Below are 18355 nucleotides of genomic sequence, written 5' to 3'. Positions count from 1 at the left end.
CGGGCCCGTCGTATCTCGATCAGTCGCCCAGCGACTTGCACGGACGTGTCCGCAGGTCCTTGACGTAGTCGTCGGGGGCGCCGGCCTTCTCCGCCGCGTCCGCGAGGATCCCGAGGTAGCGCGCGGACGGCAGCCCGCCCTCGTAGTCGTCCAGCACGTACATCCAGCACAGGGCGTCGCCGTCGAGCGTCTCCACCCGGACCCGGATCTTGCGGTAGACGTCGAGCGCGGCGCCCTCCCAGGCGTCGAGTTCCTTCTCGTCCCAGGCGGGCACGTCGTACATGACGACGAAGACCTGCTCGGAGCGGTCCTCGGCGACGGTCGCGAGGGCACCGTCCCAGCTCTTGTCCTGCCCGCCGAAGGTCAGCCGCCAGCCGGCCAGCCAGCCGGTGCCGCGCATCGGTGAGTGCGGAGCCCGGCTCGCCATCTGCTCGGGATCCATGTTGGAGGCGTACGCCGCGTACAGTGCCACGTTGGCCAAGGCTACGCCACGTTTGAAGCGGGGGTGTGGGGGTTGTCCCCCACAAGCAACGCGCCACGTTTGAAGCGGGGGTGTGGGGGTTGTCCCCCACAAGCAATGCGCCACATTTGAAGCGGGGGTGTGGGGGTTGTCCCCCGCACGTGTCGTGGGGGTACGGAACGGGACTTTTCACTGCCTGGCATAGGGAAGGATGGAAGATGTGACCCGCATCGTGATCATCGGAGGAGGACCGGGCGGTTACGAGGCCGCGCTCGTCGCGGCCCAGCTCGGCGCGGACGTGACCGTCATCGAACGGGACGGTCCCGGCGGCGCGTGCGTGCTCACCGACTGCGTGCCCTCCAAGACGCTCATCGCCACCTCGACCCGGATGTCGGTCATGTCGGAGTCGACGGGCCTCGGCCTGCGCTTCAACGGCGGCCCCGACGGCATCGTCGGCGCGCTGGAGGCCGACATGGCCGAGGTCAACAAGCGCGTGAAGGACCTCGCCCGCGCCCAGTCGTTCGACGTCGCCGAGCGGCTCGCCTACGAAGAGGTCAAGATCGTCCGTGGTGAGGCGCGGCTGGTGGAGCCGCATGTCGTCGCGGTCGGCGACCGGCACATCCGGGCCGACATCGTGCTCATCGCGACGGGCGCGACGCCGCGCGTGCTGCCGGGCGCGGAGCCGGACGGCGAGCGCATCCTGAACTGGCGCCAGCTGTACGACCTGCCGGAGCTGCCCGAGGACCTGATCGTCGTCGGGTCCGGTGTGACGGGCGCGGAGCTGGCCGGGGCGTACCTGTCGCTCGGGTCCAACGTCACGCTGGTGTCCTCGCGCGACCGGATACTCCCCACGGAGGACGCCGACGCCGCCGCCGTCCTGCAGGAGGTGTTCCTGCGGCGCGGGATGAACGTCATGTCGCGGTCGCGGGCCGCGGGCGTGGAGCGGTCCGGGGACGGCGTGATCGTCACGCTGACGGACGGCACGAAGATCGAGGGCTCGCACTGCCTGATGACGGTCGGGATGGTGCCGAACACCACGGGCATCGGCCTGGAGGAGATCGGCGTCCGGTGCGACGCGCGCGGGTTCGTCGAGGTCGACAAGGTGTCGCGGACGTCCGTCCCGCACATCTACGCGTCCGGCGACTGCACGGGCGTGCTCATGCTCGCGTCGGTCGCGGGCATGCAGGGGCGCATCGCGATGTGGCACGCGCTGGGTGAGGCGGTGCAGCCGCTCAAGCTCGGCTGGGTGTCGTCCAACATCTTCACCGACCCCGAGGTCTCGTCGGTGGGCGTGACGCAGCAGATGGTCGACTCCGGGGACGTCAACGCCCGGACGGTCATGCTGCCGCTGTTCACCAACGCGCGCGCCAAGATGCAGGGCTTCGAGGACGGTTTCGTGAAGCTGTTCTGCCGTCCGTCCACGGGGATCGTGCTCGGCGGCGTCATCGTCGCGCCGCGGGCGAGCGAGTTGATCCTCGGTGTGTCGATCGCCGTCCAGCAGCACCTGACCGTCGACCAGGTGGCGCAGACGTTCGCGGTGTACCCGTCGCTGTCGGGCAGCATCACCGAGGCGTCCCGGCGGCTGATGGCCGAGCACGCCTACTAGAGGCGCGCCCGGCCATGGGACGACCGCGCTAGAAGTAGCGCAATGCCACGTACACCCACGCCATCAGTGTGCTCAGCACGGTGACGACGATGCCGTAGCGGGTGAACTGCCAGAAACTGATCGGGTTTCCGGTCCTGGCGGCGATGCCGATCGCGACGACGTTGGCGCTGGCCGCCACGGCCGTGCCGTTGCCGCCAAAGTCGGCGCCGAGCGCGAAGGACCACCAGAGCGCCTCCGCGGTCGTCGGGTCGGGCGCGCCCGCGGCCATCCCCTCCACGATCGGCGCCATCGTCGCCGCGTAGGGGATGTTGTCGAAGAACGCGCCGAGCACCGCCGACCCGAACAGCAGACTGGTCGCGGCGACGAAGTAGTTGTCGCCGACGGCGTCCGCCGCCCACGTCCCGATCGTCTCGATGACGCCGGTGTGCCCGAGGCCGGCGACCATGACGAACAGGCCGACGAAGAACACCAGCACGGACCACTCGACCTCTTCGAGGACCTCCGAGACCTCCACCCGCGACACCAGCAGCATGACGCCCGCGCCGATCAGGGCCACGATCGACGGCTCCGCGTGCAGCACCGAGTGCAGCATGAACCCGACGATGACGAGGCCCAGCACGATCAGGCACCGGACGAGCAGCTTCGGGTCCGTGATCGCTTTGCGCTCGTCCAGCGACATCACCTCGGCGACGTACCGCTCGTCGTACTTGAACGACTTGCGGAACATCACCCGCGCCAGCAGCACGAACGCGATGAAGACGACCACCACGATCGGCGCCATGTGGACGAGGAAGTCGTTGAACGTCAGCCCCGCCCGGCTGGCGATGATGATGTTCGGCGGATCCCCGATGAGGGTCGAGGCGCCGCCGATGTTGGACGCCAGCACCTCGGCGATGAGGTACGGGTGCGCCGGGATCCGCAGCCGGTTGCAGACCACCACCGTCACCGGCGCCACCAGCATGATCGTGGTGACGTTGTCCAGGAAGGGGGAGGCGACCGCGGTGATGGCCATGAGCATCACCAGCAGCCGGTACGGCCTGCCTTTGGAGCGTTTGGCCGCCCAGATCGCCAGGTAGTCGAACAGTCCGGTGCCCTTGATGACCCCGACGATGATCATCATGCCGAGCAGCAGGAAGATGACGTTCCAGTCGATCCCGTCGTGCTCGGAGAAGAAGACGCCGGCGCCGGGAGTGAGCCCCAGCACCGTCATGGCCCCGGCCGCGATGAGCACGACCTTGACCTTGTCGACCTTCTCCGTGGCGATGAAGAAGAACGCGACGACGAAGATCGCGAGTGCCGCCCACGCCGTCATCGCGCGGCCCCCCGCGAACCGGGGGGCGGGAGGGTCAGTCGTCGGGCCTGGTCAGCGCCAGGGCCGACAGCAGCCGATCGAGGATGACCGCGCCGGTGAGGAGTCCGGCGTCGTCCACCACGGCGACCAGGGGGCTGCGCTGGCGGGCCATGAGGGTGGCGAGTTCCAGCAGGTTCGCGGACGATTTCACGATGACCGGGCGGGGAGTGTGCGTGCCGAGGCAGTCGCCCACTTTCATGTCGCGGATCTCGTGCCAGAAGACGTCCGCATGGGCCTCGTCCACGGCCCGGGTCAGCGCAGCGTCCTCCTGGTAGGCGACGGGCACCGCCAGCCGCAGCACCTGCGTGCCCGGCAGGACGAGCCGGGGGCGCTGCTCCTCGTCCACGACGATCAGTCCCGGCAGCCGGCCGAGGGCCATGACCTGGATCGCGTGCGCGATCGAGTCGTGCCGGGTCACGGTCGGCACCTTTATGGCGATGTCCCGCGCTTGCATGCTGTCCTTTCGGCTTCCGGAAAGCCTGACTCTTCGAGTTGATAGATTCCTCCTCCTCACGCCGGGGGCGATCCCGTCGCAGGACGGCCTCCGCGGCGCTTTGGGCGGGAGGCGATGCCCGCCGCTCGTTCGCTGTGCCATGCGTCCGCCCCTTTCCGCGTACGCGACTCTTTCTGCGTACACTGTCCAGTCTTTGCGGTGACGGGCCGTGCCTATAGTGGTAGAGACCCCCATATCGGCGGTATGGATCATGTATCCCGGCCGGTGCGCGGCCGGTTTCCGGCGCCCGCGCCTACGATGGGCGGGAGACCGGAGGTGATCGGGTGCACACGCGCGAGTCCGCCACCCGGATACTGCTGGCCGACGATCATGCGCTGGTGCGCCGCGGGCTGCGGCTGATCCTGGACGCCGAGCCCGACATGACCGTGGTCGCGGAGACGTCCGACGGGGCGGAGGCGATCGACGCGCTCGGCGCAGGCGGCGTCGACCTGGCGATCCTCGACATCGCCATGCCCCGGATGACCGGGCTGCAGGCGGCGCGGGAGATCTCCCGGCGCTTCCCCACCGTCCGGATGCTGATCCTGTCGATGTACGACAACGAGCAGTACCTGTTCGAGGCGCTGAAGGCGGGCGCGTCCGGGTACGTGCTGAAGTCCGTCGCCGACCGCGACCTGCTGCACGCCGTCCGCGCCGCGATGCGCGGCGAGCCGTTCCTGTACCCGGGCGCCGTGACCGCGCTGATCCGCGAGTACCTCGGCCGGGACCGGGACGGCGACGGCCAGGGCGGCATCCTCACCCCGCGCGAGGAGGAGGTCATCAAGCTGATCGCGGAGGGGTACTCCTCCAAGCAGATCGCCGAGACCCTCACGATCAGCGTGAAGACCGTCGACCGGCACCGCGCCAACATCCTCGGCAAGCTCGGCATGCGGGACCGGCTGGAGCTGACCAAGTACGCGATCAGGATCGGCCTCGTCGAGCCCTAGCCCGGTTGCTGGCCCTGGTTGCCGGCCGGGCGCGAGCCCGCCGGCGGGACCTCCAGCCGCACCTCGGTGCCGCCGCCGTTCGCCGGGCCGATCGTCAGCTGCGCGCCGATGAGCATCGCCCGTTCCCGCATGCCGTGGATGCCGGAGCCGACCTTGGTGGGCGGGCCGGAGCCGTCGTCCACGACCCGCAGGACGACGCGCCCCTCCTCGTCCTGCGTGAGCGACAGTTCCGCGTTGCGGGCGCCCGCGTGCCGCCACACGTTGGTGAGGCCCTCCTGCGCGATCCGGTAGATGACGAGTTCGGCGTCCGGGCCGAGGCCCGCCAGCCCCGTCTGGACGCGGCGGGTCACGCGCGGGCCGCCGCCCGTCCCGGAGAAGTCCCCGGCGAGTTCGGTGAGCGCGCTGGTCAGGCCCAGGTCGTCCAGGACACCGGGACGCAGCCGCCGGGCGACGTGGCCCACCTCGTCCAGGCTGGACCGGACGAGCTCCTGGACGCCCCGCAGCTCCTCCGCGACCTCCGCCGGCGCCCGGTTCACCACCGACTTCAGCTCCAGCAGCACCACGGTGAGGGACTGCCCGATCTCGTCGTGCAGCTCCTGCGCGATGCGGCGTCGCTCGGCCTCCTGCGCCTCCAGCACCACGGCGGTGCTGATGCTGCGGTCGGCCTCCAGCCGGTCCAGCATCGCGTTGAACTGGTCGACGAGATGGAACAGGTCGCCGTTGCCGGACGTCGACAGCCGGTCGCCGGAGCGCAGCGAGTCCAGCCGCGCCATCAGCGCGGTGAGCCGCGCCAGCGGCGACAGGCTGGCGCGCAGCAGCAGCGCGTTCGCCGCCATCATCACCACCAGCCCGATCACCAGCACGAGCAGCTCGCGCAGCAGGATCGGCGAGGATATGGTGACCGGCGCCACGGCCAGCAGGACGGTGCCGACCGCGAAGATCACCCCGTTGATGCCGAGGATGCGCCAGTACAGTGCCGAGGCGGGTGACCTGCTCATGGGGTCCAGGTCATCGCATGAGGGCACCCCTTGTCCATGCGGGTGCCGCGCGGCCGGCCCGCGTGATGCGTCCGGCCTGCATGATGCGCCCCCTCCAGGATGGGCATCAGACCCGATAGTGCCCCCTCGCCCCATCGCCGACGGTGGAGGGTGAGAACAGGTGGAGGTGGGCCGATGGTTGTCCTCGCCGCACGAGACGGCAGTCCGCTGCCCGCGTCCATCGCGTTCCTGATCGTCCTCGGACTGGTAGTCGCCGTGGTCGCGGTCTCGGGACTGCGCCGCGTCGGTGCGTCCGAGCGGCTCGTCGTCCGGCGCTTCGGCCGGACGCGCGGGGTCCGCGGGCCCGGACTGCGGTTCCTGCTGCCGCTCGCCGACACCGGCGTGCGCGTCCCCATGGGCGCGCGGCCGCACGACCTCTGGTTCCGGGCGATGACCAGGGACGGCGTGCCCGTGCAGGTCAAGGCGCACGCCCTGATGGGAGCCGACGACCCCGTCAGGTATGCCGAGGCCGCCGACGCGCCGTCCTCCGCCGCACAGGAGGGCACCGAGTTCGTCCTGCGCGGCGTCATAGCGGACCGGGACTTGGCGGACCTTCCGTCCCTGCTGGCGGACGGGGACGATCCGGAGTTGGTCCGGCGCGTCAACGAGGCGGTGCGGCCATGGGGAGTGGCCGCGAGCCTCGTGTCCATCACGGACGCGACGGTCCCGGTCCGCTCCGCCTCGGCCGCCGCGCCCGCCGCGCCTGCCTCGGCCGCTGCCGCGGACTGCGCCTGCGGGTCCCGTCCGGGCTGACCGGGACGGTCAGAAGCCGCCGAAGTCGCCGCCCCCGCCCCAGTCTCCGCCGCCGAAGTCCCAGCCGCCGCCCATGTCGCCGCCGCCGCCGTCGCCGAACCCGTCCATGCCGCCCATGCCGCCCCAGCCGAGGCCGGGACCCATCATCGAGCCGAGCGCGGTGCCGATCAGCAGGCCGCCGAGCAGGTCGAACCCGCCGTAGCCGTAGTAGTAGCCGCCCGCGTAGGGCGCGTAGGCCGGGCCCGCGTTCCAGTACGGCTGCCGCGCGCCCCGGTACGGGACCATCCGGATGTCCGGGTCCGTCCCGCGCATCACGGCCTCCGCGTCGGCCGCGCACGCCGGGACCGACCGGGCGCTGCCGCCGGGCGGCGCCCACACGACGTCCTGGACGGACGGCCCGTGCTGCGGGTTGAAGAAGCACGGCGCGCGGCGCTCGGGCACGGGGTCGCCGGCGAGCCGGGCGCGGGTCGCGGTCATGTAGTAGCGGCCGTCCTCCAGCGCGGTCGTCACCTGCTGCATGTCCTGCGGCCTGGCGGCGCGCTCCGTCGCCCCCTTGGCCTGGTCGTAGGAGTTGAGCGCGTGCTCGTAGTCGGCGCGGGTCGCGGGGTCGAGGCCCTTGTCCATGACGTCGAGGTCGAGGCGGGCGATGTCCTCGCCGAGGCGCGTCACGTCCTCCTCCACGCCCTCCTTGAGGTCGTCCATCTCCTTGGCCTCGCGGGCCTGGCGCCGCTTGCGCGCGGTGAGGAACGCGCTCATGACCAGCGCGCCCAGCACTACGAACACGCCGAGGACGACGTACCCGACGACGGCGCCGGACGCGGTGTTGTCGTCGACCTTCTTCTCGGCGCGGCTCCCGAAGTCGACCAGCCGCTGCTCCAGCGGCTGCCCGTTGGTGCGGGTGATGATCTGGTTGATCTCGCCGCGGTCGAGGGCCTTGGAGATCGCCGCCATGCGGCTGCCGTCGGCGGTGACGGCGACGAACGTCTCGCCCGTGCCGACCCGCTCGGCGACGGCCGGGAGCAGCTGCCTGACCTGGCTCGCCGTGGCGCTGTTGCTGATCACCATCGCGCGGATGTCGGCGTCGCCGTCCCCGGCGAGCGCCTGCTTGACGTGGTTCTGCTGGGCGGCCGACAGGACGTTCCCGGCCTCGCTGGTCACGTAGAGCCGCGAGTCGACGAGACCGTTCGCGATCTGCCCGACGGTATCCGCCGCCGCGCGGGGTGCGGCGGCTTGGAGCGCGGTGGACGGGGTGGCCGCCGTGCGGAGGGCACTCTGGGATGGGGCGCGCTGGAGCGCGGTGGTCTGGAGTGCGGCGGCTTGGGGGGTGGCCGTACGGGCTGCGGTCTGGGATGGGGCGGGCTGCGCCGCGGTGGCGTGCACAGTGGCGTGCGCGGTGGGTGGGGCCGTGGCGTGCGCGGGGGCGGCCAGGGCGAACGCCGGTACGGCGACGGCGGCGATGATCGCCGAGGCGGCGCCCCGGCGTGCCGCCCGGTTGGCCCGCTTCTCGGTGCTCATATCTACTATCTGCCCATGTGGACGGCCTGATGCCTCGTTCGCGAGACGGATTTACGGTCGTCCTCAATGGGGGGCGGCACCCACACCGGGCGGCACCCATACCGGGGGCCGCCCCGCCCGGGAGGGCCGGGCGGGGCGGTCTCGCGGTCAGCTGTCCTTGATCTCGCAGATCGCGGCGCCGGCGGAGACGGTCTGCCCGACCTCGGCGGCCAGGCCGGTGATCGTCCCGGCCTTGTGCGCGGTGAGCGGCTGCTCCATCTTCATGGCCTCCAGGACCACGATCGTGTCGCCCGCCGCCACCGCGGCGCCGTCCTCGGCGACGATCTTGACGATGGTGCCCTGCATCGGGCTGACCAGGGAGTCGCCGGACGCCTGCGCGCCGCCGCCCTTCTTGCCGCCGCGCCGCTTGGCGGGCTGCGCCTTCCCGGCCGCCGGGGCCGCGGACGCGCCGAACCCGGCGGGCAGGACGACCTCGATGCGCTTGCCGCCGACCTCGACGGTGACGCGCTCGCGCTCGCCGTCCTCCGCCTCGTCGGCCGGAACGTGCTCGAACGGCGGGATCTGGTTGTCGAACTCGGTCTCGATCCACCGGGTGTGGATGGAGAAGGGGGTCTCGTCGTCGGCCGGGACGAACGCGGGGTCGTCCAGCACCGCCCGGTGGAAGGGCAGCACCGTCGGCATGCCGTCGATGACGAACTCGGCCAGCGCGCGGCGGGACCGCTCGACGGCCTGCCGCCGCGTCGCGCCCGTCACGATCAGTTTGGCGATCAGCGAGTCGAACGCCTGCGGGACGGTCTGCCCGGCCTCGTAGCCCGAGTCCAGCCGGACGCCGGGCCCGGTCGGCGGCTGCCACGCGGTCAGCGTCCCGACCGCCGGCAGGAACCCGCGGCCCGCGTCCTCGGCGTTCAGCCGGAACTCGATCGAGTGGCCGCGCAGCTCCGGGTCGCCGTAACCGAGCTCCTCGCCGTCGGCGACGCGGAACATCTCCCGGACGAGGTCGACGCCGGCGACCTCCTCGGTGACCGGGTGCTCGACCTGGAGGCGGGTGTTGACCTCGAGGAAGGAGATCGTGCCGTCCTGGCCGACGAGGAACTCGCACGTCCCCGCGCCGACGTACCCGGCCTCCTTCAGGATGGCCTTGGACGAGCTGTACAGCAGTTCGAGCTGCGCCTCCGACAGGTACGGCGCCGGGGCCTCCTCGACGAGCTTCTGGTGCCGGCGCTGCAGCGAGCAGTCGCGGGTGGAGACGACGACCACGTTGCCGTGCTTGTCGGCCAGGCACTGGGTCTCGACGTGCCGCGGCTTGTCCAGGTACTGCTCGACGAAGCACTCGCCGCGCCCGAACGCGCCCACCGCCTCGCGGACGGCGGACTCGTACAGCTCGGCGACCTCGTCCAGCTTCCGGGCGACCTTCAGCCCGCGCCCGCCGCCGCCGAACGCGGCCTTGATCGCGATGGGCAGCCCGTGCTCCTCGGCGAACGCGACGACCTCGTCCGCGCCCGACACCGGGTCCGCGGTGCCGGCGACCAGCGGCGCGCCGACCTTCTGCGCGATGTGCCGGGCCTGGACCTTGTCGCCCAGCGCCGTGATCGCGGCGGGCGGCGGGCCGATCCAGGTCAGCCCGGCGTCCTCCACGGCGGCCGCGAAGTCGGCGTTCTCGGCCAGGAACCCGTAGCCGGGGTGGACGGCGTCCGCGCCGGCCTCCCGGGCGATCCTCAGCAGCTTCTCGATGTTCAGATAGCTCTCGGCGGCCGTCTGCCCGCCCAGGGCGAACGCCTCGTCGGCGACCCGAACGTGCAGCGCCTCCAGATCGGGCTCGGCGTAGACAGCCACACTGGCCAGACCGGCGTCGCGGCAGGCACGGGCTATACGGACCGCGATCTCACCGCGGTTGGCGATCAGGACCTTGCGCACGTGGGTCTCCTCCTTCAACCTCGCAGGCAGTCTAGATAACGTCCGATTCAGGTTTTCGTAAGCCCCTCCTTATTGGGGTCCAGGTCCCAGATAGCGGGAGCTTCCGCACGATAACGGTCTGGTGACCGGGGGAGCCGCGCCGGGCCCGCCGCCGTCCCATCTCCGGCCCGCCAGCCGAGTGGTGCGGGCGTGAGAGGAGTGGTCGTGGCCAACAAGGAGTCGTCCGCCGACAGGATCCGGTCCGCGGGGAAGAACCGGGTCTCGGGGCTGAGCAAGCCGCGCCGGCGGACCGCCATCGTCGCCGCCGTCGTGCTGGTCGTCGTCGGCTGGCCGGTGCTCAGCGCCCTGTTCGGCGGGTTCGAGCGGACCAGCGGCGGCGAGATCGCCGTCGTCCGCAACGGCGGGTTCTTCGACAACAACAAGATCCGCCAGGTCATCGACCCCGGGTCCGGACGGGTCTGGATCGGGCTCTACTCGCAGGTCCACAAGTACCCGGCCCAGCAGCGCTTCTACACGATCACCTCGGACTCGCGGAAGGGCGACGAGACCGGCGTCGACGTCGTCACCGTGCCCAGCGCGGACGGCGTCAACATGGGCATCGAGGGGACCCTGTACTTCACCCTCAACCAGGACCACAAGACCCTCAAGGACTTCGACGACAAGTACGGCACCCGCAAGTTCCGCAGCGCGGGCGGCGAGATGTACAACGTCTACGACGGCGACAGGGGCTGGTCGGCGTTCCTCGACCAGATCGTCCGGCCGGTGATCGACAACGACCTGCGCAGCCAGATCAACAGCTTCCGCTGCGCCGAGTTGGTCTCCTCCTGCGCCCTCGTCCAGAACTCCTCCGCGCCGAAGGCCGCCCAGGCCGTCGGGCAGAAGGCGCAGAGCAACAACGCCAACATCGCCAAGGTGCAGAACGCGATCAACACGAGCCTCGCGACCGACCTGGAGCAGACCCTCGGCGGCAAGTTCGTCACCAACATCCACTTCAACCTCGTCCGGATCACCCTGCCGTCCAAGGTGCAGGACGCCGTGGACCGCGCCCAGGCCGCGTTCGCGCAGGTCAGCGAGGCGCAGGCGAAGGTCGCCACGGCGCGGGCCGAGGCCCAGGCGAACAAGGCCCGGCAGGACGGCTACAACAAGTGCCCGACCTGCGCGAGGATCGAGGAACTGAAGGCGCTCCCGCAGGGCATCACCGTCTACGCGCCCGGCAACCCGAACGGCTCGCTCCTGCGGGACAAGTGACGGGAGGCCGATCGTGCGGTTCCTGATCGTTCTGGTGGCGCTGGCGGTGGCCGCGGTGGTGGTCGTCCTGCTCATGTACGCGTTCGCCGACCGTTCCGCCGCGGGCAGGGCCGCGCTGGAGCGCGGCGCCCGCTGGGAGGCGCACACCGAGGCGTCCGGCGGCGTGACCACGGTCGTCGTCCGGCAGGTCGCGCGCGGCGACGCCGGGGACGTGCTCGCCGAACTCGGCCGGCAGACGGTCACGACCATCCCGGACGGCGACCCGGAATGGGAGGAGCGCTATCACGAGGCGATGGCGGCCGCCCGTTCCCGCGTCGCCGCGCTGGACAGCGAAGCGAACTGACCAGCCATTTCCCGGAAAGGCCCGCGCCCCTTCCGCGGGGGGCGCGGGCCTTCGCGCGAAAGCGCGCCCTGCGCACCGGGCCGGCCGGTGTACCCTCGGCTCGGATCTGCCCGCACATGATCAGCTGGAGACGCCGATGGTGCGCCCGTGGCGCCGTGCCGGACTTGCGCTGGTCCTGGCGGTCTGCCTCGTCGCGCCCTCGTCCTCCGTCCGGCCGGACGCCCCCGCCGTCGAGGACTACCTCACCGAGCAGCTCACCGTCGTCGCCAGCGCCTTCCTGCAGCGCCGCTCCGAGGCCCTCGTGCCCAAGCACGACCGGGACGCGATGCCGACCGAGGTCCTCGGCGTGCGGATCTCCCCGAAGCTGGCGCGCTCGCAGGAGCGGGCCGTCCGCGAACTGGAGACCCGCAACCGCGCGCCCGTCGCCGGCGGCCCCGCCTACACCCGCGCCCGCACACGCCTCGACCCGTCGCGCGCCGTCCGGTCCGGGAACCGCATCACGCTGGAGGCCGTCGAGCACACCGAGGTCCGGTACGGCGGCGGCAAGGTCGTCCAGTCGGTCGGGCGCCGGTTCGTGTTCCGGACGCGCGGCGAGCAGATCACCCTGGTGGCCGAGCGCGTCCTCGACCCCGACGCCCACCCGGTCAACGACCCGGTCAGCACCGACCGCTGATCGCGCTCACCTCGCAAAACACTCTGAAATGCCCTTGACGAACAGTAAGTAAGCTCGTCACAAGCCCTGCGGTGGCCACATCCGGACATCCCGAGATGGCGAGATTATGGCCGTTTTGATGCAGGACGTGCGGTGCATACCTGGATTGATGTGAGAGATGGGGCGTAAGCTGACGCCATTCTTTCCCCGCACCACGGCAAAACGTTCGGCGATCAGCGACGAAAGGGCCGGAGCGATGGGCGACAAGCGCGGAGCCAACCTCGGCGAGCTCGAGGAACTGTCCCGCATCTTCAGCAAGCACTCCCGCAACCTGGACGCCCTCATCAAGGACCTCAACGGCCGCACCGTGAGCAGCAGCGCCGCCTGGTGGGGCCCCGGCGCCGACCGCTTCCGCTCCGCCTGGGCCGAGGCCAAGACCGCCTTCGACAAGATGGCCCTCGCCCTGGAGCAGGGCAGCCAGGACATCCGCAAGTCCCAGCAGAACATCGAGGCCGCGACCCGCTGACCTCCCCTTGAGCCGCGGGTCCCGGCCCATCCCCCCGAGGCCGGGACCCGCATCAAGCCTCCACCCGGCGTCCCCGCGGCCGGGTCCACGCCAGAGGGACCCACGTGAGCAAGCCGTCACCGCTGCAACTGCAATTCCTGCTCGGCCGCATCCAGGTGCTGTCGGACGAGCACTGGCACCTGTTCACCGCCTCCCGCCAGGCCATGGACGACCACGCCTGGGTCGGCGGCGGCGCCTCCCGCACCTTCGCGGGCAAGCTCGACCAGAACGACGCCGCCCTGCACGCCGAACTGCGCAAGGCCCTGCAACTCCTGCGGGACGAGCTGAACCGCAACCCGTTCGCGGGCTGAGGCAGGCATGGGCGACACCTGGCTCGACCCGAACACCTGCGGCGTGAAGCTCGCCGAGTTCGAGCACATGACCCAGCGGATGACGCAGGCCGCCCCGAAGCTCGCCGAACTCGCCGACGAGTTGTGGCAGGCCCTGCACGCCGCCCAGGTCAGCACGGCCCCCGCGATGGAGATCAAACGCATCGCCGCCTGGGCCGACCGGGCCGCGTCCGACCTGCGCCGCCGCAACCAGCTCGCGCACGACCTCGACCGGCAGAAGCTCGCCTTCACCATCTGCCGGCAGGACGGCGACTACCTCAAGCTCCCCGACCGCTACACCGACCAGGTCGCCTACGCCGCCGGCCGCCGCAGCGCCGACCTGTTCCGCCGCGCCGCGTCCGGCGATCCCGAGGCCAAGGCCGCCTTACGGCGCCTCCGCCCGCAGGACATCACCCCGATGTTCGCGAAGGGCCTCCTGGAAGCCCTGGGCCCGGAGGCCCTCCTCAAGCTCCCGATGGACCTGACCCTCCCGCTGGCCGCCGACGTCCGCCAGCACCGCGAAGGCGTGGACGCCCAAGCCGCCGAAACCCGCGCGACCCTGGCCCTGCTGGGCCGCAGCCTGGCCCTGGCGACCCGTCCCGGCACCCGGGCCTATTTGGGCGACGACTACCTGCGCCAACTCGCGGCGGCCGGCCGCAAGAACTTCCCGCCCCTCAGCGCACCCCCGAACGGCACATCGGGCTACCAGTCCCTGGGCACCCTCCTGACAGCCGCCGGCGATACCCGCTTCTCCACCCACTTCATCGAGGTCGTGGGCAGCGACATGATCGCCTACGACAGCCGCCTCCGGAAGACCTTCGGCCAGGAGCCGCTCCTCACCCTCACCGGCAAGGCCGGCCTGGGCAACGCCCTGGACCCGACCACGACCAAGGTCGTCCCCGGCGACCGCAAGACGGACTTCCTGGCACCCCTCCTCACCGCCGCCGCCCTCTCCGGCAAGGAGGCGTCCCAGGCCCTCCTGACCCACGTCTACATGGGCCCGTTCCAGGAAGGCACCGAACCCAACTTCAAGGGCACGACCCTCCACTACCTTCTTCACGACCGCCGTCCAACGTGGGGCCTGACCGACCACGGCACCGCCTTGGGCAAGACCATCCAGGCAGCCGCCACCGGCCAGGACGCGAAGTCCACCCGCCTGGCCCTGGACGCCGCCAAGATCCTCACCGCCGACGCCCGCGCGAACTTCGTGGTGGACAAGGGCCAACTGAAGGTCGGCGACAAGGCCCCGCTCGACGCGCTCAAGTCCAACGAACCCGCCGACGCCATCGCCCGCCCCAAGCACTACGACGAGTTGTCGGGCCTGCGTCCCGCGATGGCGGCCGTCCTGGTGGCGCACATGGAGAAACTGCACGACATCGTCCGACTCTCCGCTCAGACCGACAAGCCCGGTGCTACCGGTATGACCGGCGAAGACCTCGACTACCTGCTCTTGGACGTCACCCGGAGCGCCAGCGCTTACCAGACCCTCCTCATGGGCCAGATCGCCCACGCGAAACTCGCGATCGATCGCACGGTCGCCCAGCACGGTGACCTCGAGAACACCATCGCCGGTGAAGGCCACATGTTCGGCCACCTGGTGGAAGCGCGTCACCAGTCCCTCGGCGCGGAGAACCTCCGCCTTGCCGATGATCTCGACCGGATGCGCAAGTACGTCAATTACGGCGTCGGCCTCGTCCCCATCGAATACGCCCCCATTACCGAAACGCCCGTCGTGGGTGACCTCTACACCGCGGCCGTGGGCAAACTCTCCGGCAAGCTGACCGACGTGCTCGCCAAGAAACTCGCCGACGAGCCCGACCCGGCGATCTACGCCCCGACGACCGATACCGAGGGCATTGAACGTCTCTTCAATCAGATGGTCGCGTCATCGCTCGTGGCCCATGGCGCCTTCAAGAACGAAGATCTGTCCGGGAAGCCCTTCGCCACCCAGGGGCCGCATCCGAAAGTGCGCCCCCTTGATGAGCTTTCTCCCGTCGAGTTGGAAGAGTTCCTGCGCTGGGCCGATGATAAAGTCCATTTGAGTGAGATCAATGGCCAGGTGATGGGGGGCATCCATGACGGCGCGGAGAAGACCTCCGGGCATTACGTCGATAAAGACGGAAATAATGTTGGGACGAGTATTTCTCGGTGACTTCAGGTGGGTGACGCTGATGGCCGGGGCCCTGCTGGTCGCGGGTGTCGCCTGTGGATGCGAGGGAAGGCACTCGGATCCTCGATCGGATGTACCGGCGAAGTTGCCTCCCGTGGCGGATGCCAATCCCTATCTCTGTGACTTCGTTCCGGAGACGGCGCTGCGCCTCGTGACAGGGATCAAAGCGCCGATCGATGACAGATGGGCCGGCCCGCAGACGGATAATGGCCTCTGTCTCGCTCGCGTTGCCGGCCAAGAGGCGTTGCTTGGAATTGATTGGTCGTACAATGACGGCGGTGAGGTCGTGCGACGTCAGCAGGGGGCTTGGAAGGACAACTCGCCGCATCAGCTCCCGCGTGAACTGGGGGATGGGCTTGGGGTGGTACGCCCCACGTCCGGCGGGAATCCCAGGCCGAACTATGTGATCGCGTTGTTCAGGTGTGGGAAGAAGAAGCCGTGGATCAGTATTGATTTTGCGCCGGTGGTGCGGGGGCGGGATGCGGTGCGGGACATGTTCGACTTCATGCGGATCGCGGAGAAGCGGTTCGGGGAGATCCACAAGTGCACGCCGAGGCCGTCATGAGCCGGGGGCCCGCCCTGGGGGCCGCCGAGTTCGAGCGGCGGATCCGGTGCGCGGTGTGGGGGATGGCCGTCACCATGGCGCTGACGGGATGGACGATGGCGCCGTGGATCGAGGTGAGCGGCACACCTCATGTGCTCTGGGAGTTCGGCGCCCTGGACGTCGTGAGCCGACCCAGCCGCTTGCTCCCCCTGCTGATGATGACCACGCTTCTGCTGGGGGTGGCGGCGAGTGCGGCGGCGACGCGGGTGCTCTCGTGTGCGGCATGGTTGGTCGGCTGTATCAGCGTTGTCTCGACGTTCGCCTTCTCTTTCGAGCCGGGTGAAAGGAAGTACGAAGTCACGTACGGCACCGCCTATGCGTTCTACCTCTCCCTGGCGTTCGTGGTGGTGTTCTTCTGCATGTGGCGGTCGGCGAAGGGGCGTCCGGCGCCGGAGAAGGTCGCGGAGTGGACGGACCCGTCGTTCGGGACCGTGGACGAGCGGCGGCGGCATCGCAGGTGACCAGGCGGCGGTGGTGTTACCAGGATCCGGACAACTGGCCCAGCTGGTGGGCGATTCCCGGGGCGTTGGGGTCGGTGTGATTTGCGGCGATGGCGCGGATCAGCGCTTCGAGCTCGTGCGTGGGAGGAGGACGAAGGGGATCGTCCACGGTTCCGAGCGGCACGCGGATCGCAGCCCGGCCGGGAGGGTGGACGACCAGCAAGCGGGGCTCCGGCCGACCGTGACCCTTGGTCAGTGCCGACCTGTACAACCCGAATCGGGCGGTGCGCAGATCGTGCTCCGTGTATCCGCGTACTCGTCGCTGGATGAGCTTGGGCCCGTCCAGCCAGAACGCCTTTCGGTAATCCTGTAGGCCCCGATACAGCACGACCGGACCCATGGTGACGGGGAGTATCAGCACTAGGAATACGGAGCCGGCCGGAACGAGCAGCACCAGGACGACGAAGATGATCAGCGGCGCAAGAACGAAGAGTGTCAGCAGAACCAAGAGGATGGTCCAGCTCTTCGACGTTGCCCCTACCGACAGCCGCTGCCCGCGTGTCACGGTCCATCACCGTCCCTTGTCGCCGTTTGGGTATACGACGGAGCAAGTCACCACAAGGTTCATCGACGATCACTGTGCACGATCCGCACCGTTCGAGCACCCGACGCCGTCCTCACCGTCCGCTCGCATGTTGCGAACCTGGAGGCGGGGCGTGCCTGCATCGACATGAAGCAGGCGAAGGCTCTCGACGCGGCGTGGGACACGGGCGGCCACTTCGAGCGACTCCTGTTCTTCGCGCGGGCGCTCCACAACCCGGACTGGTTCCGTCAGAGTGTCGGGTACGAGGTGAAGGCCAGGATTCTGCGGATTTACCAGGGGCAGGCGATTCCCGTCCCCCTGCAAAGCGAGGACTACCTCGCGCGGTCTTGTCGATGGCTCGTGTTGCGGACCTTGATAAGGCGCTGATGGAGCGCATGGCGCGGCAGGAGTTGATCATTGGCAGGGAAGACCATCCACTGGTGATGGTCCTCCTCGATCAGGACGCCCTGGACCGCCCGACTGGAGGCGCTCAGGTGATGAAGGCCCAACTTCAGCGGTTGCTGGAGTTGGGGGAGCGTCCGAGCGTGAGTATCCGAGTCATCGCCCGCTCGGCAGGATGGCACTTCGGATTGAACGGCCCGTTCCAGATCATGAGCCTGGAACGCAAGGACGTTGCGTACATCGGTGCGTTCCGTGGAGGCAGGTTGGCCCAGGATGCTTCCGAGGTGCGGGAGATGGCCGTAGATTTCGAGTTGATCGGGGCGAAAGCCTCATCCGAAGGCGAATCCCGTGCCCTGATCAAGCAGCTCATGGAGGGTTTCTGATGGTGGTCAACTGGCGCAAGAGTTCGTACAGCGGCAGCTCGAACGACGAGATGTGCGTCGAGGTCGGTGAGCTTGCCAGCGGCATCGGGATCAGGGACTCCAAGGACCCGGACGGCGTGCGGCTCGAACTGAGCGGCGTGGAGTTCACGGCGTTGATGGGACGGATCAAACGGGGCGCCCTTGACCGTCCCTAGTGCGGCCTCCGCGGACGTCGGCCGGGTCGCCACGTTGTTGATCTGCGGCGTGTTGTTGCTTCCGGCGCGCTCATAACAACAACACGCCGCAGGTCAACGTAGCCGGTGAACCCTGGCGGAGGACGCGTCTTGGGTCTGTGTCGGTGAGTTCGGAGGGCTTGTGATGGCAGGTTGGCGTAAGAGCTCGTACAGCGGGGCGATCAACGATGAGGCTTGCGTTGAGGTGGTCGGGGTGGGCGGGGGTGTTGCCGTTCGGGATTCCAGGGATCCTGAGGGTGGGCGGCTGAGTGTTACCGGTGACCAGTTCGGGCGTCTGCTTCGTCGTATCAAGGCGGGTGCGCTCGACCGGCCCTGATGGGTGCGGTGGGT

General features: G+C 69.7%; 22 protein-coding genes. 15 read left to right on the top strand and 7 right to left on the bottom strand.

The genetic code is table 11. From position 1 onward, the window contains the following. Nucleotides 1-19: 19 nt before the first annotated feature. On the bottom strand, nucleotides 20-472 hold the full coding sequence (locus tag ABZ806_RS08570) for a gamma-glutamylcyclotransferase family protein (RefSeq protein ID WP_500216233.1): 453 nt from the start codon (nucleotides 470-472) through the stop codon (nucleotides 20-22). A gap of 208 nt (nucleotides 473-680) precedes the next feature. On the opposite strand from ABZ806_RS08570, the gene ABZ806_RS08565 reads away from it, so the two are divergent. Then, complete coding sequence (locus tag ABZ806_RS08565; protein ID WP_500216232.1) at nucleotides 681-2066, top strand: NAD(P)H-quinone dehydrogenase; 1386 nt, start codon at nucleotides 681-683, stop codon at nucleotides 2064-2066. Nucleotides 2067-2094: 28 nt separating this feature from the next. Here ABZ806_RS08565 and ABZ806_RS08560 read toward each other — a convergent pair whose 3' ends face one another. Together ABZ806_RS08560 and ABZ806_RS08555 are read right to left on the bottom strand one after the other, a co-directional pair. Beyond that, a complete protein-coding gene (locus tag ABZ806_RS08560; protein WP_500216231.1) occupies nucleotides 2095-3378 on the bottom strand; it encodes an ArsB/NhaD family transporter in 1284 nt (427 codons plus the stop codon). A 34-nt stretch (nucleotides 3379-3412) separates the two neighbouring features. Then, on the bottom strand, nucleotides 3413-3871 hold the full coding sequence (locus ABZ806_RS08555) for a CBS domain-containing protein (protein ID WP_500216230.1): 459 nt from the start codon (nucleotides 3869-3871) through the stop codon (nucleotides 3413-3415). 323 nt (nucleotides 3872-4194) lie between these two features. Here ABZ806_RS08555 and ABZ806_RS08550 point away from each other — a divergent pair, with 323 nt between their 5' ends. Beyond that, nucleotides 4195-4854, top strand: a complete 660-nt coding sequence (locus ABZ806_RS08550; RefSeq protein ID WP_500216229.1) for a response regulator — start codon at nucleotides 4195-4197, stop codon at nucleotides 4852-4854. On the opposite strand, the gene ABZ806_RS08545 is transcribed toward ABZ806_RS08550, so the two are convergent. Then, nucleotides 4851-5852: a HAMP domain-containing sensor histidine kinase gene (locus ABZ806_RS08545; protein WP_500216228.1), complete on the bottom strand. Its 1002-nt coding sequence runs from the start codon at nucleotides 5850-5852 to the stop codon at nucleotides 4851-4853. The genes ABZ806_RS08550 and ABZ806_RS08545 overlap by 4 nt on opposite strands. A 174-nt stretch (nucleotides 5853-6026) precedes the next feature. Here ABZ806_RS08545 and ABZ806_RS08540 point away from each other — a divergent pair, with 174 nt between their 5' ends. Further along, nucleotides 6027-6644 (top strand): SPFH domain-containing protein, encoded by a 618-nt coding sequence (locus tag ABZ806_RS08540; protein WP_500216227.1) that lies wholly within the window; start codon nucleotides 6027-6029, stop codon nucleotides 6642-6644. Nucleotides 6645-6653: 9 nt separating this feature from the next. Here the strand turns inward: ABZ806_RS08540 and ABZ806_RS08535 are convergent, their stop codons facing one another. Both ABZ806_RS08535 and ABZ806_RS08530 read right to left on the bottom strand, forming a co-directional pair. Continuing rightward, nucleotides 6654-8159, bottom strand: a complete 1506-nt coding sequence (locus tag ABZ806_RS08535; protein ID WP_500216226.1) for a hypothetical protein — start codon at nucleotides 8157-8159, stop codon at nucleotides 6654-6656. A gap of 147 nt (nucleotides 8160-8306) precedes the next feature. Beyond that, nucleotides 8307-10073: an acetyl/propionyl/methylcrotonyl-CoA carboxylase subunit alpha gene (locus tag ABZ806_RS08530; protein WP_500216225.1), complete on the bottom strand. Its 1767-nt coding sequence runs from the start codon at nucleotides 10071-10073 to the stop codon at nucleotides 8307-8309. Nucleotides 10074-10277: 204 nt separating this feature from the next. Here ABZ806_RS08530 and ABZ806_RS08525 point away from each other — a divergent pair, with 204 nt between their 5' ends. From ABZ806_RS08525 to ABZ806_RS08490, 8 genes are all read left to right on the top strand, one after another. After that, entirely contained in the window at nucleotides 10278-11321 is a 1044-nt protein-coding gene (locus ABZ806_RS08525) for an SPFH domain-containing protein (protein ID WP_500216224.1), read from the top strand. Nucleotides 11322-11334: 13 nt separating this feature from the next. Beyond that, on the top strand, nucleotides 11335-11664 hold the full coding sequence (locus ABZ806_RS08520) for a hypothetical protein (RefSeq protein WP_500216222.1): 330 nt from the start codon (nucleotides 11335-11337) through the stop codon (nucleotides 11662-11664). Nucleotides 11665-11800: 136 nt separating this feature from the next. Next, nucleotides 11801-12337, top strand: a complete 537-nt coding sequence (locus ABZ806_RS08515) for a hypothetical protein (RefSeq protein WP_500216220.1) — start codon at nucleotides 11801-11803, stop codon at nucleotides 12335-12337. A gap of 235 nt (nucleotides 12338-12572) precedes the next feature. Beyond that, nucleotides 12573-12842 carry a WXG100 family type VII secretion target gene (locus ABZ806_RS08510; RefSeq protein WP_067629811.1) on the top strand — a complete coding sequence of 90 codons (270 nt, stop codon included), beginning with the start codon at nucleotides 12573-12575 and terminating at the stop codon, nucleotides 12840-12842. Between the two features lie 104 nt (nucleotides 12843-12946). Further along, nucleotides 12947-13192, top strand: a complete 246-nt coding sequence (locus ABZ806_RS08505) for a hypothetical protein (RefSeq protein ID WP_500216219.1) — start codon at nucleotides 12947-12949, stop codon at nucleotides 13190-13192. Between the two features lie 43 nt (nucleotides 13193-13235). After that, complete coding sequence (locus ABZ806_RS08500) at nucleotides 13236-15362, top strand: hypothetical protein (protein ID WP_500216216.1); 2127 nt, start codon at nucleotides 13236-13238, stop codon at nucleotides 15360-15362. A 112-nt stretch (nucleotides 15363-15474) separates the two neighbouring features. Then, nucleotides 15475-15945: a hypothetical protein gene (locus tag ABZ806_RS08495; protein WP_500216215.1), complete on the top strand. Its 471-nt coding sequence runs from the start codon at nucleotides 15475-15477 to the stop codon at nucleotides 15943-15945. After that, entirely contained in the window at nucleotides 15924-16445 is a 522-nt protein-coding gene (locus ABZ806_RS08490; protein ID WP_500216214.1) for a hypothetical protein, read from the top strand. Before ABZ806_RS08495 ends, ABZ806_RS08490 begins: the two co-directional genes overlap by 22 nt. Before the next feature lie 16 nt (nucleotides 16446-16461). On the opposite strand, the gene ABZ806_RS08485 is transcribed toward ABZ806_RS08490, so the two are convergent. Further along, nucleotides 16462-16989 carry a hypothetical protein gene (locus ABZ806_RS08485; protein ID WP_500216213.1) on the bottom strand — a complete coding sequence of 176 codons (528 nt, stop codon included), beginning with the start codon at nucleotides 16987-16989 and terminating at the stop codon, nucleotides 16462-16464. A gap of 165 nt (nucleotides 16990-17154) precedes the next feature. On the opposite strand from ABZ806_RS08485, the gene ABZ806_RS08480 reads away from it, so the two are divergent. The 4 genes from ABZ806_RS08480 (at nucleotide 17155) to ABZ806_RS08465 (ending at nucleotide 18341) form a co-directional block, all read left to right on the top strand. Next, on the top strand, nucleotides 17155-17394 hold the full coding sequence (locus ABZ806_RS08480) for a hypothetical protein (protein WP_500216211.1): 240 nt from the start codon (nucleotides 17155-17157) through the stop codon (nucleotides 17392-17394). After that, entirely contained in the window at nucleotides 17394-17792 is a 399-nt protein-coding gene (locus ABZ806_RS08475) for a DUF5753 domain-containing protein (RefSeq protein WP_500216210.1), read from the top strand. Before ABZ806_RS08480 ends, ABZ806_RS08475 begins: the two co-directional genes overlap by 1 nt. Beyond that, nucleotides 17792-17986, top strand: coding sequence for a DUF397 domain-containing protein (locus ABZ806_RS08470; protein ID WP_500216209.1), 195 nt, complete (start codon nucleotides 17792-17794; stop codon nucleotides 17984-17986). Before ABZ806_RS08475 ends, ABZ806_RS08470 begins: the two co-directional genes overlap by 1 nt. 163 nt (nucleotides 17987-18149) lie before the next feature. Continuing rightward, nucleotides 18150-18341: a DUF397 domain-containing protein gene (locus ABZ806_RS08465; RefSeq protein WP_500216208.1), complete on the top strand. Its 192-nt coding sequence runs from the start codon at nucleotides 18150-18152 to the stop codon at nucleotides 18339-18341. Nucleotides 18342-18355 lie beyond the last annotated feature (14 nt).

It is taken from the genome of Spirillospora sp. NPDC047418, from assembly GCF_040643275.1.
In the GTDB taxonomy this organism is placed as follows: domain Bacteria; phylum Actinomycetota; class Actinomycetes; order Streptosporangiales; family Streptosporangiaceae; genus Spirillospora.
Note: the sequence above shows the minus strand (reverse complement) of the source record. Positions and strands in the feature narration are given on the sequence as shown.

Bases quoted from the DNA above. Each gene is read 5' to 3' on its own strand.
- ABZ806_RS08515 (WP_500216220.1), top strand. From the start codon at position 11,801: ATGGTGCGCCCGTGGCGCCGTGCCGGACTTGCGCTGGTCCTGGCGGTC.
- ABZ806_RS08510 (WP_067629811.1), top strand. From the start codon at position 12,573: ATGGGCGACAAGCGCGGAGCCAACCTCGGCGAGCTCGAGGAACTGTCC.
- ABZ806_RS08535 (WP_500216226.1), bottom strand. From the start codon at position 8,159: ATGAGCACCGAGAAGCGGGCCAACCGGGCGGCACGCCGGGGCGCCGCC.
- ABZ806_RS08470 (WP_500216209.1), top strand. From the start codon at position 17,792: ATGGTGGTCAACTGGCGCAAGAGTTCGTACAGCGGCAGCTCGAACGAC.
- ABZ806_RS08465 (WP_500216208.1), top strand. From the start codon at position 18,150: ATGGCAGGTTGGCGTAAGAGCTCGTACAGCGGGGCGATCAACGATGAG.
- ABZ806_RS08560 (WP_500216231.1), bottom strand. From the start codon at position 3,378: ATGACGGCGTGGGCGGCACTCGCGATCTTCGTCGTCGCGTTCTTCTTC.
- ABZ806_RS08555 (WP_500216230.1), bottom strand. From the start codon at position 3,871: ATGCAAGCGCGGGACATCGCCATAAAGGTGCCGACCGTGACCCGGCAC.
- ABZ806_RS08540 (WP_500216227.1), top strand. From the start codon at position 6,027: ATGGTTGTCCTCGCCGCACGAGACGGCAGTCCGCTGCCCGCGTCCATC.
- ABZ806_RS08480 (WP_500216211.1), top strand. From the start codon at position 17,155: ATGAAGCAGGCGAAGGCTCTCGACGCGGCGTGGGACACGGGCGGCCAC.
- ABZ806_RS08545 (WP_500216228.1), bottom strand. From the start codon at position 5,852: ATGAGCAGGTCACCCGCCTCGGCACTGTACTGGCGCATCCTCGGCATC.
- ABZ806_RS08475 (WP_500216210.1), top strand. From the start codon at position 17,394: ATGGAGCGCATGGCGCGGCAGGAGTTGATCATTGGCAGGGAAGACCAT.